This window comes from Pseudomonas sp. S3_A09 (genome assembly GCF_054668065.1).
In genome coordinates this window covers 1,594,773-1,611,303 of record NZ_CP162752.1, presented here as the reverse complement: position 1 = coordinate 1,611,303, position 16,531 = coordinate 1,594,773, and the positions used below count along the sequence as shown (strand labels likewise).

The 16,531-nt window shown below is 60.4% G+C and carries 11 protein-coding genes; 9 read left to right on the top strand and 2 right to left on the bottom strand.

Annotation, left to right across the window (positions count from 1 at the left end):
* Positions 1-14: 14 nt before the first annotated feature.
* The 9 genes from recC to AB4N92_RS07610 all read left to right on the top strand — a co-directional run bounded on the left by recC (position 15) and on the right by AB4N92_RS07610 (position 14,824).
* A complete protein-coding gene (recC, locus tag AB4N92_RS07650) occupies positions 15-3,467 on the top strand; it encodes an exodeoxyribonuclease V subunit gamma (RefSeq protein WP_021492170.1) in 3,453 nt (1,150 codons plus the stop codon).
* Entirely contained in the window at positions 3,464-7,138 is a 3,675-nt protein-coding gene (gene recB, locus AB4N92_RS07645) for an exodeoxyribonuclease V subunit beta (RefSeq protein ID WP_236267037.1), read from the top strand. Before recC ends, recB begins: the two co-directional genes overlap by 4 nt.
* Entirely contained in the window at positions 7,135-9,204 is a 2,070-nt protein-coding gene (gene recD, locus AB4N92_RS07640) for an exodeoxyribonuclease V subunit alpha (protein ID WP_236267038.1), read from the top strand. The genes recB and recD overlap by 4 nt, the downstream gene beginning before the upstream one ends.
* A 142-nt stretch (positions 9,205-9,346) precedes the next feature.
* Entirely contained in the window at positions 9,347-9,922 is a 576-nt protein-coding gene (locus AB4N92_RS07635; protein ID WP_010206546.1) for a YfiR family protein, read from the top strand.
* On the top strand, positions 9,919-11,181 hold the full coding sequence (locus tag AB4N92_RS07630; protein WP_010206545.1) for a diguanylate cyclase domain-containing protein: 1,263 nt from the start codon (positions 9,919-9,921) through the stop codon (positions 11,179-11,181). The genes AB4N92_RS07635 and AB4N92_RS07630 overlap by 4 nt, the downstream gene beginning before the upstream one ends.
* A 4-nt stretch (positions 11,182-11,185) precedes the next feature.
* Positions 11,186-11,677, top strand: a complete 492-nt coding sequence (locus AB4N92_RS07625; RefSeq protein WP_010206544.1) for an OmpA family protein — start codon at positions 11,186-11,188, stop codon at positions 11,675-11,677.
* A gap of 544 nt (positions 11,678-12,221) precedes the next feature.
* Positions 12,222-12,974, top strand: a complete 753-nt coding sequence (locus AB4N92_RS07620) for a TauD/TfdA family dioxygenase (RefSeq protein WP_236298242.1) — start codon at positions 12,222-12,224, stop codon at positions 12,972-12,974.
* 54 nt (positions 12,975-13,028) lie between these two features.
* The gene (locus AB4N92_RS07615) at positions 13,029-13,877 is read left to right on the top strand and encodes an EamA family transporter (RefSeq protein ID WP_010206542.1); all 849 of its coding nucleotides are present in this window, start codon (positions 13,029-13,031) and stop codon (positions 13,875-13,877) included.
* Positions 13,877-14,824 (top strand): LysR substrate-binding domain-containing protein, encoded by a 948-nt coding sequence (locus AB4N92_RS07610; protein WP_236267041.1) that lies wholly within the window; start codon positions 13,877-13,879, stop codon positions 14,822-14,824. The genes AB4N92_RS07615 and AB4N92_RS07610 overlap by 1 nt, the downstream gene beginning before the upstream one ends.
* A 45-nt stretch (positions 14,825-14,869) precedes the next feature.
* On the opposite strand, the gene AB4N92_RS07605 is transcribed toward AB4N92_RS07610, so the two are convergent.
* The gene (locus AB4N92_RS07605) at positions 14,870-15,160 is read right to left on the bottom strand and encodes a DUF3077 domain-containing protein (protein WP_010206539.1); all 291 of its coding nucleotides are present in this window, start codon (positions 15,158-15,160) and stop codon (positions 14,870-14,872) included.
* A 330-nt stretch (positions 15,161-15,490) separates the two neighbouring features.
* Positions 15,491-16,438, bottom strand: a complete 948-nt coding sequence (locus AB4N92_RS07600; protein ID WP_010206538.1) for a LysR family transcriptional regulator — start codon at positions 16,436-16,438, stop codon at positions 15,491-15,493.
* Positions 16,439-16,531 lie beyond the last annotated feature (93 nt).

Below are 16,531 nucleotides of genomic sequence, written 5' to 3'. Positions count from 1 at the left end.
CCAAGGAAGCCGTTATGCCGGATGCGACGTCCCTCAGCGCTGGATTCATGGTGGTTCACGGCAATCGCCTGGACGAACTGCGCAGCCTGGTGGTCAGCTGGATGCGCCGCTACCCCCTGGCTCCCCTGGAAAACGAAATCGCCCTGGTCCAAAGCAACGGTATCGCCCAGTGGCTCAAGCTGGCCCTGGCGGAAGATCCGGAAGACGACGACATGGGGGGTTGCGGCATCGCCGCCGCCATCGATGTTCAACTACCCGGCAGCTTTATGTGGCAGCTCTACCGTATGGTCTTGGGAAAAGATGAAATTCCGCCCAAATCCCTGCTCGATAAAGCCCCGCTGACCTGGCGCCTCATGCGCCTGCTTCCGGAGCTTATCGATCAACCGCACTTCGAACCACTCCAGCGCTTTCTCACCCACGACACCGATTTACGCAAACGCTACCAACTCGCCGAGCGTCTGGCTGACCTGTTCGACCAATATCAGGTCTACCGTGCCGATTGGCTCGAAGACTGGGCTGCCGGCCGCCACCAGCTGCGCAACGGTCGAGGCGAATCCAAGCCACTCAACCCTGCCAACTGCTGGCAAGCCGAACTATGGCGAGCACTGCTGCTGGATGTTGGTGAAGAAGGCATGGCCGAAAGCCGCGCCGGCGTTCATCAGCGCTTTATCGAGCGCATCAATACACTGGAAAAAGCGCCCGGGGGCCTGCCATCCCGAGTCATCGTTTTCGGCATTTCCTCGTTGCCCGCCCAGGCACTGGAAGCCCTCGCCGGCCTCGCGCGATTCAGCCAAGTTCTGCTCTGCGTGCACAACCCTTGCCGCCACCATTGGTCCGACATCGTCGCCGACAAAGACCTCCTGCGTAACGAATACAAACGCCAGGCGCGCAAAGCCGGCATGCCGGTCACCATCGACCCACAAACCCTGCACCAGCACGCCCACCCGCTACTGGCCGCCTGGGGCAAACAAGGCCGTGACTACATCAGCCTGCTGGACAGCTACGACGACCCCAATAGCTACCGCGCTGCATTCCGCGATGGCCGCATCGACCTGTTCAGCGACAGCGAGCCCACCACACTGCTCAATCAACTCCAGGACGACATCCTGGAATTGCGTCCACTCAATGAAACACGCGAGCTATGGCCTGCTGTCGACCTGCAACGTGATACCTCGATTCGCTTCCACATCGCCCACAGCGCGCAGCGCGAAGTGGAAATTCTCCACGACCAACTGCTCCAACGCTTCAGTGCCGACCCCTCGCTGCGCCCGCGGGATGTCATCGTCATGGTCCCGGATGTCGACAGCTATGCGCCGCACATCCGCGCCGTGTTCGGCCAACTCGAACGCAATGACCCACGCTTCATCCCGTTCACCCTGACCGACCAAGGCCAACGCGGCCGTGACCCGCTGCTCATCGCCGTCGAACACCTGCTGAAACTGCCCGACAGCCGCTTCCCGGTCAGCGAGATCCTCGATCTGCTCGACGTGCCGGCCCTGCGCGAACGCTTCGCCATCAAGGAGCGCGACCTGCCCACGCTGCATCGCTGGATCGAAGGCGCCGGCATCCGCTGGGGGCTCAACGCCGAACAACGTGCCGGTCTGGGCCTGCCAAAAGAACTGGAACAAAACAGCTGGCGTTTCGGCCTGCGCCGCATGTTGCTCGGTTACGCCGTCGGCACCGGCGCCGCGTGTGATGGTATCGAGCCCTACGACGAAATCGGTGGCCTTGATGCGGCGCTCATCGGCCCTTTGGTCGCTTTGCTCGACGCACTCAGCGATGCGCATCAAGCGTTATCACTGCCGGCTTCACCGACGCAATGGGGCGAGCGCTTGCAACGCCTGATACAACTGTTCTTCCTACCCAGCAGCGAGCACGATGACTACCTGCTGGGCCAACTCGAACAACTCAGGGAAACCTGGCTGGAGACCTGCGAATCCGTCGGCCTGCAAGACGAATTACCTCTCACAGTGGTCCGCGAGGCCTGGCTTGCGGGGCTGGACCAAGGTCGCCTGTCCCAACGCTTCCTCGCCGGGGCTGTCAATTTCTGCACTCTGATGCCCATGCGTGCGATCCCGTTCAAGCTCGTTTGCCTGCTCGGCATGAACGACGGTGATTACCCGCGCGCGCAACCACCGCTGGACTTCGACCTGATGGGCAGCGACTACCGCCCAGGCGACCGTTCACGCCGTGAAGACGACCGCTACCTGCTGCTCGAAGCCCTGCTTTCAGCACGTGACCAGCTCTACGTCAGTTGGGTCGGCCGCAGCATCCGCGACAACAGTGACCGCCCAGCGTCGGTACTCATCGGCCAACTGCGTGACCATCTCGCCAGTGGCTGGCACCTGGCAAACAGTGACATACCGCTGATCGAAGCCATGACCCAAGAGCATCCGCTGCAACCGTTCAGCGCCCGCTACTTCCATGAAGGCGATGCGCTGTTCAGCTACGCGCGCGAATGGCAGTTGCTTCATGAAGCCTCCGATGCCCTCCCGACAGAACACGACCTGGCTCCCCACCAACAGGAAGAACCCCTGAGTCTCGGCCAGCTCCAAGACTTCCTGCGCAACCCGGTCAAACACTTCTTCAGCCAGCGCCTGAAAGTATTCTTCGAAGCCGCCGAAGTGCCGCTGGCCGACGAAGAGCCTTTTGTTCTCGACGCACTGCAACGCTACAGCCTGAGTGACAGCCTGCTGAACGCCGCGCTCACCCGACCCGATCAGCTCGACCAGACCCTGAACGCCCAGGCCCTGCGCCTGCAAGGCAGTGGCCTGTTGCCGATGGTTGGTTTCGGCGAATGCCTGCGCAACGAACTGATCGAGCCTTTACCCGATCTGTTGCGACGCTATCAGCAATTGCTCGCCCTCTGGCCTACCCCGCACACCGGTGCCGAACCGGTCAGTTTTGAGCATCACGGCGTGCAGTTGGAAGGCTGGATCAGCGGTCTGCATCGACGCAGTGATGGCGGGTTGCTAAGCGTTACCACCATTCCCAACAGCATCGGCTCGATCAAGACCCGCAAGTGGCATCGCTTGATTCGCCCTTGGGTCAATCACGTGGTTGCCTGTGCGTGCGGTCTACCGCTGAGCACCGGCTTGGTGGCCAGCGATGACACCCTGCTGCTGCCGCCTCTGGATAAAGCCAATGCCCAGGAAGTCCTCGGCCACTTGCTGCTGGCCTGGCATGCCGGAATGAGCAAACCGTTGCCCGTCGCCGTCAAAACCGCTTTCGCGTGGCTCAGCCAGACCGACCCCGTCAAGGCCGAAGCAGCCGCAGTTAAAACCTACGAAGGTGATGGGCTCAACAACGAAGGCGAACGCCGCGAAACGCCGGCGCTCACCCGGCAATTCCCCGATTACGCCACACTCATCGCCAGTGAAGAATTCGAAGGTTGGTGCGAAACCCTGTATCGCCCGCTGCTCAACGCCCCGTGGCGATCACTCACCGGCGAGGAGGCCAGCGCATGACCAGCAAACCCTTGGCCCTGGCCTTTCCGCTCAAAGGCAGCCAGCTGATTGAAGCCAGCGCCGGTACCGGAAAGACCTTCACCATCTCCGCCCTCTACCTGCGCCTGGTCCTCGGCCACGGTGGCGATGAATCAAGCTTTGGCCGCGAACTGCTGCCGCCGCAGATCCTGGTGGTGACCTTCACCGATGCCGCCACCAAAGAACTGCGCGAACGCATCCGCATCCGCCTGGCCGAAGCCGCTCGTTTTTTTCGCGAAGAGATTGAACAGCCAGACGCCCTGATCGCCGATCTGCGCGCGGATTACCTACCCGAACAATGGCCTGCCTGCGCCAACCGCCTGGACATCGCCGCCCAGTGGATGGACGAAGCCGCCGTCTCGACCATCCACAGTTGGTGTCAGCGCATGCTGCGCGAACATGCGTTCGACAGCGGCAGCCTGTTCACCCAGACCCTGGAAACCGACCACAGCGACTTGCTCGGCGAAGTGTTGCGCGATTACTGGCGGCTGTTCTGCTACCCGATGCATGACGACGCACTCAACTGGGTGCGCAGTCACTGGGGTGGACCTGCTGCGTTGATGCCACGGGTACGCGCGTTGTTCGGCAGCGAGCGGCCGACGGATGAAACCCGCGAGCCCGCAGAACTGATCACGGCTTGCCTGCAAGAGCGCCGCGAAGCGCTGACAACCCTCAAGGCGCCTTGGCAACAATGGGCCACTGAGCTGCGCGACATCTGCCTGCAAGCCGTGGCCGCCAAAGCCGTCGACGGGCGCAAGATGCAGGCGCGCTACTTCGAACCCTGGTTCGAAAAAATCAGTGCCTGGGCTGCTGACGAAACCCTCGAACAACTCGACATCGGCACCGGCTTCACGCGCCTGACGCCTGACGGCATGGCCGAAGCCTGGAAAGGCGAGCCACCGCAGCATCCTGGCATCGACGCCATGGCCGGTCTCAAGGCGGCTCTCGATGCGCTGCCGACCCCCGACGCTGCCGTGTTGCAACACGCCGCCGGCTGGGTGGGCAAACGCTTTGAAGAAGAAAAACGCCGTCGCGCCGAAATGGGGTTCGACGACATGCTCATCCGCCTCAACGCCGCGCTGCAAGCCGACGGCGGCGAACGCCTGGCCAGTGTGGTCCGCGAGCAATTCCCGGTGGCCCTGATCGACGAGTTCCAGGACACCGACCCGGTGCAATACAGCATCTTCGACAGCATCTACCGCATTGAAGAAAACCACCTCGACAGTGGCCTGTTCCTGATCGGCGACCCCAAGCAAGCGATCTACGCCTTCCGTGGCGCCGATATCTACACCTACCTGCGCGCCCGTCAGTCCACCACCGGCCGCCACCACACGTTGGGCACCAACTTCCGCTCCAGCCACGCGATGGTCGAGGCAGTGAACCATGTGTTTCAGCGTGCGGAAACGGGCCGTGGTGCATTCCTGTTCCGCGAGCCCGATGGTGTAAACCCGGTGCCGTTCCACTCGGTACTGTCCCAGGGGCGCAAGGAACAATTGCAGGTCGGTGGGCAAACGCTGCCCGCGATGAACCTCTGGCATTTACCCACCGACCAGCCGGTTTCCAACGTAATTTATCGTCAGCAGCTGGCGGCCGCCTGTGCCACGCACATTGTTGAGTTGCTCAACGGCGGGCAGCAAGGCAGCGCAGGTTTCCTACAACCGGACGGCAGCTTCAAAGGTGTACGCCCGTCAGACATCGCGATCCTTGTGCGCGACGGCAAGGAAGCCCAAGCCGTACGCGGCGAATTGGCCGCCCGTGGAGTGCGCAGCGTCTACCTGTCCGACAAGGACTCCGTCTTCGCCGCACAGGAGGCCCACGACCTGCTGGCTTGGCTCAAGGCTTGCGCCGAGCCGGATGTCGAACGCCCGCTGCGCGCCGCTCTGGCCTGCGTCACGCTCAACCTGTCACTGGCAGAACTGGAGCGCCTGAACCAGGACGAGCTGGCGTGGGAAAGCCGCGTCATGCAGTTCCGTGGCTACCGCACGATCTGGCGCACCCAAGGCGTGCTGCCGATGCTGCGTCGCCTGCTGCACGACTTCAAGCTGCCGCAAACCCTGATCGCACGCAGTGACGGTGAGCGTGTGCTGACCAACCTGCTGCACCTCAGTGAACTGCTGCAACAGGCAGCTTCTGAACTTGATGGCGAGCAGGCACTGATCCGCCATTTGGCCGAGCACCTGGCACTTTCTGGCCAGGCGGGCGAAGAACAAATCCTGCGCCTGGAAAGTGATGAACAACTGGTCAAGGTCGTGACCATCCACAAATCCAAGGGCCTGGAATACGATCTGGTTTTCCTGCCCTTCATCTGCTCAGCCAAACCCGTGGACGGCAGCCGATTGCCCCTCCATTACCATGATGAAAACGGCAAATCCCACGTCAGCCTGCGCCCTACGCCTGAGCTGATCGCCCAGGCGGACAACGAACGGCTGGCCGAAGACCTGCGCCTGTTCTACGTAGCCCTGACCCGCGCCAAGCATGCGTGCTGGCTGGGTATCGCCGACCTCAAGCGCGGCAACAGCAACAGCTCCGTACTGCACCTGTCGGCGCTGGGCTATTTGCTTGGCGCAGGAGCATCACTGGGTGAGTCCGCCGGCTTGGCGCGCTGGCTCTTGGACCTTCAAGAAGGGTGCACGGCAATCCACTATGGCCAGGTGCCCGAAGCGCAAGACAACCTCTTCCACCCACCCCGCAACGAAGCCACGCTGCGAGCGCCCCTCCTGCCCAAACGCAAGGCTGCAGAAAACTGGTGGATTGCTTCCTACAGCGCCTTGCGCATCGGCGACAGCATGAGCGCCGCCACCCTCGAAGCACCGGAAAGCCCGCAGGCCCAAAAGCTGTTTGATGACGAACGCCTCGATCCCGACGCACCGCGCGAAGTGGCGGCATCCGGCGGCGACATTCACCGTTTCCCACGCGGCCCTAACCCAGGGACCTTCCTGCACGGCCTGCTGGAATGGGCAGGGGAGGACGGATTCAACGTCACGCCCGAGGCGATCGAAAAGGCCGTGGGCGCCCGCTGCAACCGGCGCAACTGGGAAGGCTGGATCATTACCCTCAGCAGCTGGCTCGGCCACCTGCTGCAAACGCCATTGCCTGTGAATGACAGCCACGTCTCCCTCAGTGGTTTGCAGCAGTACCAGATCGAGATGGAATTCTGGTTCGCCAGCCACAAGGTCGACGTACTCGCCCTCGACAAGCTGGTCTGCCAATACACCCACAACGGTGTATCCCGCGTCGCCGCAGAGCCGGTGCTGCTCAACGGTATGTTCAAGGGCTTCATCGATTTGACCTTCGAACATGATGGTCGCTATTACGTGGCCGACTACAAGTCCAACTGGTTGGGCCCCGACGATTCGGCCTACACCTTTGATGCCATGGAACAGTCGATCCTTGATCATCGGTACGACCTGCAATACGTGCTTTACCTGTTGGCCCTGCACCGGCAACTCAAGGCGCGCCTGCCGGACTACGACTACGACCGCCATGTCGGCGGTGCGTTGTACATTTTCCTGCGGGGTACGCAGTCCGCGAGCCAGGGGGCGTATTTCACCCGACCGCCGCGGGAATTGATTGAAGGCCTGGACCTGCTGTTCCAGGGCAAGCCCATCCCGCCCAAGGTTGAGCCCGCCTGGGAACAAGGAGTGTTGTTATGAGCCTGTTGCCGTTACCGCTGGAGGAACTGACGCCCCTCAGCCGCGCCGCCGACCTGGTGCAATTACTGGAACGTTGGGTCGACCGTGGCTGGTTGCGTGCCTTGGACAAAGCCTTTGTCGGTTTCCTGCACGAGCTTGATCCACAGGCGGACCCGCTGGTGCTACTGGCCGCCGCGCTGACCAGCCATCAATTGGGCCACGGCCATGTCTGCCTTGACCTGTTCGAAACCCTCAAGGCGCCGGATTTCGCCCTGTCGTTGCCGCCTGAAGGCGACCTGCAAACCGGCGCCATGCTGCTGCCGTCGCAGTTGCTCGACGGCCTGGACGGCGCCCACTGGTGCCACGCGCTGGCCGCCAGTCACTTGGTGGCGTTGGCAGTCGATGGCCGCGAATCCGCCCAAAGTCGCCCTTTGGTACTCTCCGGCAAGCGCCTGTACCTGCGCCGCTACTGGACCTACGAACGGCGCATCGACACCGCCCTGCGCCTGCGTCTCGCTACTCAGGAGAGTGTCACCGCTGATTTGCCGCAGCGCCTCAACAGCCTGTTCGACCAACCACCGCCCGACGGCGTGATCGACTGGCAAAAACTCGCCTGCGCGTTGGCCACTCGCGGAGCATTCAGCATCGTCACCGGCGGCCCCGGCACTGGCAAGACCACCACCGTGGTGCGCTTGCTCGCGCTGTTGCAGGCGCCGGCTGTGGACGTCGGCAGCCCACTGCGCATTCGCCTGGCCGCGCCCACCGGTAAGGCCGCCGCACGCCTCACCGAGTCCATCAGCCAACAAGTGCTGTCGCTGAAAGTGCCTGACAGCGTGAAGGAAAAAATCCCAACCCAGGTCACCACCGTCCACCGCCTGCTGGGCAGTCGTCCGGGCACGCGGCATTTTCGTCATCACATCGGCAACCCATTGCCGCTGGATGTGCTGGTGGTGGACGAAGCCTCAATGATCGACCTGGAAATGATGGCCAACCTGCTCGACGCCTTGCCGCCCCATGCACGCCTGGTGCTGTTGGGCGACAAGGACCAACTGGCGTCGGTAGAAGCGGGCGCCGTGCTCGGTGATTTGTGCCGCGACGCCGAAGCCGGTTTCTACAGCGCCGAGACGCGCCAATGGCTGCAGGCCGTCAGCGGTGAAGACCTCAGCGCCAGCGGCCTGCAGGAAGACTTCGACGGCAGCCATCCCCTGGCCCAGCAAGTGGTGATGCTGCGTTACTCGCGACGTTTCGGCGAAGGCAGTGGCATCGGCCAACTGGCGCGCTGGGTCAACCAGCAAAACCCTGAAGAAGCCCGCAAACTGCTTGCCGCGCGCAGTCACGATGATCTGTTTTGCGTCAGTCTCAAGGGCGAACACGATCACGCCCTGGAACGCCTGGTGCTGGACGGGCAGGGCGAGGGTGCCGAGGGCTATCGCTATTACCTCAACCTGTTGCAAAGCGCGCGTCCGTCGCCGGAAACACCGCGTGAAAGCGACGCCTGGACCCACTGGGCGCAACAACTGCTGCAAGCTTTCGACGCGTTCCAACTGCTCTGCGCGGTACGCAAAGGCCCCTGGGGCGTGGAAGGCCTGAACCTGCGCATCACCGCCGCCCTGCGCAAGGTACGGCTGATCGACGGCGACGAACAATGGTACGAGGGGCGCCCGGTGCTGATGACCCGTAACGATTACGGCCTGGGCTTGATGAACGGTGACATCGGCATCGCCCTCAAATTGCCCGAAAGCGACGGCGGTCCCCAGGTGCTGCGCGTGGCTTTCCCGCGTAACGACGGCCAGGGCGGCGTGCGTTTTGTGTTGCCCAGCCGTTTGAACGATGTGGAAACCGTGTACGCCATGACCGTGCATAAATCCCAGGGCTCGGAATTCACGCATACCGCGCTGATCCTGCCGGATGCGTTGAGCCCGGTGCTCACTAAAGAGCTGATCTACACCGGCATCACTCGGGCCAAGCGTTGGTTCAGCCTGATCGAGCCCCGAGGCGGCGTGTTTGAAGAAGCCGTCAGGCGTAAGGTCAAGCGTTTGAGTGGGTTGATGCTGGAGTTGGGTCACGAATCAGAAAAAACTGACTGACAGCTCATGCAATATTTCTTATTCAGGCGTCTGATTTTTCTGAAAAAATAGCGAGCCCCGCCAACGCCCGTCTTCGTGGGGTTTTCCGCCGCTGTGCTATCGTTGCGGCATCATTTATAAAAACACCTGAGAGAATCGCTGCATGAACGTGGCTGTCGCGTCCACAGAGCGCAGTTTGAGCTGGAGACGCCTGCTACTGGTGGCGGTCCTGTGTGTGCTCGCGCCACACGCCTGCGCCCAGGCATCCGACCCTGCAGGCCTTGCCGCACACCGCGCCCAGGCGGTCACCCAAGTGGTACTGGGTATCCTCAGTTATGCGCGCTGGCCGGTAGAGCCTGCGCAATTGCGCCTGTGTATTGTTGGCCCGACCCAGTACACCGACGATTTGATCAAAGGCACCACCCAGGCCACCGGCCGTCCCGTCGTGGTTCAGCGCCTGCTGGCCAACCATCCGGATATCGTCAATGCCTGTGACGCGGTGTACATCGGCAAACTCAGTGCCGATGAGCGCAGCCAGCTGTTCACGTCGTTGATCGGCCATCCGGTACTGAGCATCAGCGAAGGTGGCGACCAATGCACGGTGGGCAGTCTGTTCTGTCTGCGGGTGAGCGATGAGCAGGTTTCGTTCGAGGTCAACCTCGACTCCGTCGCCCGCAGCGGTGTACGCATTCACCCGAGCGTGCTGCAGTTGTCCCGTCGCCGAGCGCCTGCGTCATGACCGTTGTCAAAGTGCGGCCGACCCTGGGTTCCGTCATCGGCCGAGGGCACCTGATCCTGGCGCTGGTGGCCGTGACCCTGGCGAGTGTCTCTCTGACCTTGCTCGGGGTGCTGGCGTTGCGGGTCTATGCCGAGCACAACCTGCACCTGATCGCACGTTCCATCAATTACACCGTGGAAGCGGCGGTGGTGTTCAACGACAGCGCGGCGGCCACCGAAGCCCTCAGCCTGATCGCCTCCACCGAAGAAGTGGCCGAGGCCGAAGTCTTCGATGTCAACGGCACGTTGTTGGCGAAGTGGATACGCCCGGAAACCGGCATGCTTTCTCGGGTCGAGCTGGAGCTGGCGCATACCCTGCTCGAACAACCCATCAGCCAGCCGATCCTGCATCAAGGCCAAGTCATCGGCAGCACCCACCTCACCGGTCACGGCGGCAGCTTGCTGCGCTTCCTGCTCAGCGGCCTGGCCGGGATCCTCATCTGCACTGCGCTCAGCGCGTGGATCGCCCTGCACCTGGCGCGGCGCCTGTTGCGCGGCATCACCGGCCCGCTGCAAAGCCTCGCCGCCGTGGCCCACGCCGCGCGCAGTGAACGCGACTTCGACCGCCGCGTACCCCCGGCAAAAATCGCCGAACTCGACAGCCTGGGCAGTGACTTCAACGCCTTGCTCGGCGAGATGGAAGCCTGGCAAAGCCATCTGCAAAGCGAAAACGAATCCCTCGCCCATCAGGCCAACCACGACAGCCTCACCGGCCTGCCCAACCGTGCTTTTTTCGAAGGCCGTTTGATTCGGGCGCTGCGCAGTGCGGCCAAGGCCAAAGAACAGGTGGCGGTGCTTTACCTCGACAGCGACCGCTTCAAAGAGATCAATGACAGCTTTGGCCACGCCGCCGGCGATGCAGTCCTCGTCGCCGTCGCGGAGCGCGTGCGTGCGCAATTGCGTGAAGACGACCTGGTGGCGCGCTTGGGCGGCGATGAGTTCGCCATCCTGCTGGCGCCGTTGCACAAGGCGCAAGACGCCGAGCGTATTGCCGACAAGATCATCGCCAGCATGGACCTGCCGATCCCCGTGCCTGGCAACACCCAGGTACTGACGTCCCTTAGCATCGGCATCGCCATCTACCCCGATCATGGTGCCACCCCAGGTGCCTTGCTCAATGCCGCCGACGCGGCGATGTACCAGGCCAAACGTTTGTCTTCGGGCGGCCAGCAAACGGCGGAGTCGGAGCACTCGGCCGCCAACGTTCAACACAGGAGCTGACACCTTGTTCTCGACCGCGCGTTTCATGTTTATCACCCTGCTCGTGGCACTGCTCGCCCTTGGCGGCTGCCAGACGCCGCCGCCCAAAGGCCTGACCCCAGCGCAAGTGGCCGTCCTCAAGCAGCAGGGCTTCGAGCTGACCGATGACGGCTGGGCATTCGGCCTGTCCGGCAAAGTGCTGTTCGGCAGTGACGTCGAGACGCTCAACCAACCCAGTACCGAGATCGTCCAGCGTATCGGCAAAGCCCTGCTGGGCGTGGGTATCGAACGCGTTCGCGTCGACGGCCACACCGACGCGTCGGGCAAGGAAACCTACAACCAGCAACTGTCCCTGCGCCGTGCCAAAAGTGTGGCGACGGTGTTGACCGGCGTGGGCATGAAAGAAGAAAACATCCAGCTGCGCGGGCTGGGCAGCAGCCAGCCAGTGGCGTCCAACGACACAGTGGCGGGACGCACCGAAAATCGGCGGGTGTCGATTGTGGTGATCGCGGACTGAGCCCGTCCTACCGACCTCAATGTAAAACCCAATCAACTGTGGGAGCTGGCTTGCCGGCGATAGCGGTGTCTCAGTACGGGATGTACTGACTGACACACTGCCATCGCCGGCAAGCCAGCTCCCACAGTGGGTTTTGCGGTGCCTGGCTACAGCGTTCGCTTACCGGCCCGGTGTCATCGCCTGCGTTGACGCACCATCACCGTATCTCAGCAAAGATCGTCAAGCATGTTTCCTGTAGGAGAAGTCTGCCATGACGAATCTTGATGGCTAGGCTGACGAAGTTTCGCTTTTTCGCAAAGGGTGGGCTTAGTTAAATGGCCGCTCCAAGTAACCACCGTAAAGGACTGCGATGAGCATAAACGTCAGTAACTTCCGCCAAGAGGTTTTTAAAACTAGGCTTTCACACAGTGCTTTTAATGAGCTGTTGAGCGCAAGAGCGTTGTTCGAGTCTGACAGTCAGGGAATTCGATTCGATACCAAAGCCGCGCACATCAATCCTCTACAATCACCCGTCCTGAGCAAGGAGCTAGATAGAATCCGAACCATGATCGATCATGAAAGCCATGTTTTGATTCTTGATGGCTTTAAGGTCGACAAACTTTCGAGTTTCAAATCGCTGATATGGACATTTGGCTCTCTACTCGGTGTGCCAATGGTGCAGAACCATCTCGGTCATAAGGTGATTGAGGTTTATGACAGGGGCGGTAAGAGCATTGAAGATGGTGCGAGATACCATCAAACCCGCCAAGGTGCCTATGTGCACAACGATGGAGTGAGCGACCCGTTGCCTATCGATTACTTGATCCTGGCGTGCGGACAAAAAGCGCTTTTGGGAGGTGAGAGCATTCTGATTGATGCAAGCGCGGTATACGCGGAGCTGATGGCGTTTCCAGAAATACTGGAAGAACTTAAATGCGACTTCTTTTTTGAAAACCGCGGCATGTCAGATGAGGAGCAGTTGTTCAAAGCGCCTATCCTGAGTTTTTCCGATGAAGGTATTCCACTGGTCAGATACTTTCGCGTCTACATTGAGTCCGCTCACCTTAAGGCGGGAGTGCCATTAACCATGGCCCAATCCCAAGCGCTAGACTTTCTGGACACCGTTCTCGATCAGTCATCGGTTCAGCATCGAGTGTTACTGGAACCAGGGCAGGTACTCATTTCAGCCGATAACAAGTTTCTCCATACCCGCACGCACTTTATAGATATGAATATTCCACGTTGTGTGATTGATGATGGCGAGTCCTTGAACGATCTAAATCGCTACATGCTACGGATTTGGTTACGCAAACAATGATGCCTCGAGGCGCCTAACTTACATCCCCCCTCTATCCGCCATAAGCCGAACCCCATGGAAAACTCCGATATCGCGATCACGCTGGTCCTGATCTCTGCCTTTATGCACGCCACTTGGAACGCCGTAGTCCGTGCCGGTAGCAGTCGCTTCATGACCTTGGCCATGGTGGATGGCACCGCGCTGGTGATATGCCTGTTGGCGTTGCCGCTTGTCAGTGTACCGAGCCTGGAAGTAGGGGGTTATATCCTCGTCTCCGTGGTACTCAATACGGTCTATCGATTATTTCTGATCAAAGCGTACGAAACGGGTGACTTCGGTCAGGTTTACCCGGTGATGCGTGGGGTACCGCCGGTATTGGTCGCGCTGTTTTCCTACTTTCTGTTGCATGAACAGTTGTCAGTTCAGGCACTGGTGGGTGTGTCGCTGATATGTGTGGGAATTATCAGCCTGACCTTTGTGCGTCGGATGACGGCGCAGATGTTCAAGCCGATCCTGATGGCGGTGTGCGCTGGAGCGTTTATCGCGTCTTACACTGTAGTGGACGCCAAAGGTGTAAGAACCAGTGAGACGGTGTTGCAGTACATCGTCTACCTGACGGTGTTCCAGAGTATTCCGATCCCACTGCTGGCGTTTTCCAAAGAGCGCTCGGCTTTGGCTCAAGCGATACGTGGGCACTGGCGAGTCGGCCTATTAGGCGGCGTTTTTTACTTGGCGTCCTACGCATTGGTGTTGTTTGCATTGTCGCTGGACGCGGTGGCCAAGGTCTCAGCGCTGCGGGAAACCAGTGTTATTATCGGCGCCATTATTGCCGCGCTGTTCTTTCATGAACGGTTCGGTTGGCGACGGATGCTGTCGGCATTCGTCATTGTTAGCGGGATCATCTTGATCAAAGTGAGCACCTGATGGCTCAGCGTCCGCCTCCCACACCGATGCTTCAAGCGTTCGTCAGCGCTGCGCAAACCGGTAGTTTTGCGCGTGCGGCTTCTGACCTTAACCTCACTGCCAGCGCCATTAGTCATCAAATTGCAGGCTTGGAGGAATGGTGGGGCGTGCAGTTGTTTGAGCGGCATTCACGCGGCGTCAAGCTGACGCCAGCGGGGCAAGCCTTGTTGCCGGTTACCGATGGCTTTTTCAAGGCGCTGGATGGGGTACTGCAATCGCTCAACCCCGGTAAATCCCGACCGTTGTACCTCTCGTGCACGTCTTCTCTCTGCTCGACATGGCTAATCCCCAGGATGTATGGGTCGCACACAGAGGCCTCGTTCAACCTCGATCTGGTGTTGACTAGCGCCGATATGAACAGCACCAGCCTGGAAGCTCATCAATACGATGTCGCGGTGGTGATGGGGTACGGCGATTATCCGGATCACCATGTTGAATTGCTGATGTGCGACGCGGTATTTCCCGTTTGCTCGCCAGAATTTCTGCGGTTGAAGGGGGATATTTCACTGGAGGATGTCGCCCGGTACCCGCTGATTCATCGGGTGGACGATCAGGTGTGTCCGGGGTGGGAAAGCTGGTTTGCGTTTCAGGGGTTGGCGGCGCCGCCTTATCACCATGGGCCGCGATTTCCGGATTCGAGCCTGGCGATCAGTCTGGCGGTGAAGGGCACAGGCATTGCACTGGGCAGGACTGCGTTGGTATATGACCTATTGGCAGACGGCGCGTTGGTTGCGTTGAAAAGCCCCGTGATGATGTCGCCAGCGGCGTACTACATCATCTGTCAAAACGGCCGGCAGTTAGAGCCGGATATCGCTCGGTTGATTGAATGGCTCAAGACCAGTGCGAATAAGTTTTTGCGCGAAGTTCGGGCTCGGTATCCGCAAATTGCCGGGGCTGGTGCGATTTAAATGTAGGAAGGAGCAAGGCTCCTCCCGCATTCGAACGGTATTCGCTTACCGGCCCGGTGTCATCGCCTGCGTCAGGTCATCTACCACGGCCTTGCCCATTTCACACAGGTAATGCGCAGCCCATGCGTATTGCTCGCCACGGACATCCATGGCGGCTTCCATCGCGAGTTTCTTGGAGTAAAAAAGTAGGGTGGAGGCGTGTTCCAAAGCTTCCTCAATCGGCATGCCGGCGTTGACGCGGAACAGGGGTTTTTGGTTTTCGCCGTAGTCTCCGAAGGTGACGACGCCGAGGGTGGAGATGGAGGAGATCGGTGGGTCGGGGACGATTTTAGTCATGACGATTGCTCTCTGCTGAAGTAGAGCCGCCACATCACATCGCTAAACATGAAGAGGGTGGCAGCTGTGTGCAGGTTAGCGATCCGGGCCAGGAGCACCCCGGGTAGACTCGAAGGTCTCCAGCACACAGCCACCATAAAACGTTAAAAGCGGGCAAACGCCGGCTGATAGTGTTGGGAGCGGTGACACGCCTGAAGCCCGGATCGCTAAACCCGATCGCTGATTTACAGCGAAGTCAGGAGGCTAGTGACCCAGACGATAGGGCGCAATAGGGTGGAGAGTCTCTAGGAAACGTCCTGCAATTTAAAGCGAATCGTCGTTGATGGCCCTTTAATCCGCAAACCGTATCTCCCGCGTCTCCCCCATCAACAACCCCTGATTCTGCTCAGTCACCTCGCGGATGTAATCCCACAACAACGTAATCCGTTTCAGCTTCCTCAAGTCCTCACGGCAGTACATCCAGAACTGCCGCGTAATCGTAATCTGCTCCCCCAGCACTGGCAGCAGCCGTGGATCCTGCGCCGCGAGAAAACACGGCAATATCGCCATCGACCGCCCTTGCTGCGCCGCCACGTACTGCGCGATCACGCTGGTACTGCGTAGGCTGGCGCTGGCGCCGGGCACCACGTTCGCCAGGTACAGCAGCTCCGAACTGAACGCCAGGTCATCCACATAGCTGATAAACGGATGTTCGGCCAAATCGGCGGGTTTGCGGATGGGCGGGTGTTGGTCCAGATAGTCCTGGGTCGCGTACAGCTGCAGTTTGTAGTCGCACAGTTTGCAGCACACATAGGGCCCGTGTTCCGGGCGCTCCAAGGCGATGACGATGTCGGCTTCGCGCTTGGACAGGCTGATGAAGTGGGGCAGGGGCAGGATGTCCACCGAGATGGCCGGGTAGGTGTCGACGAAGTGGCTCAACTGCGGAGTGACGAAGAAGCTGCCGAATCCTTCGGTGCAGCCCATGCGCACGTGGCCGGACAGCGCCACGCCGGAGCCGGAGACTTGCTCGCAGGCCATGTGCAGGGTGCTTTCGATGGACTCGGCATAGCCCAGCAAACGTTGGCCTTCGGTGGTGAGGACGAAGCCGTTGGTCCGGGATTTTTCGAACAGCAGGGTGCCGAGGGACACTTCCAGGGAACTGATACGCCGCGACACCGTGGTGTAGTCCACCGCCAGGCGCTTGGCGGCCACGCTGGCCTTGCGGGTGCGGGCCACTTCGAGGAAAAACTTTAGGTCATCCCAGTTCAGGGAGCCCAGCGACGTGATGTTTTTTTGCATATTGGTCCGGCTTTTATGTGCGTTCTTATTAGAGATTTGCACATCTATACTCCAAAAACTGTCCGAACGCCTCATTCCCAAGGCGGTTTACGC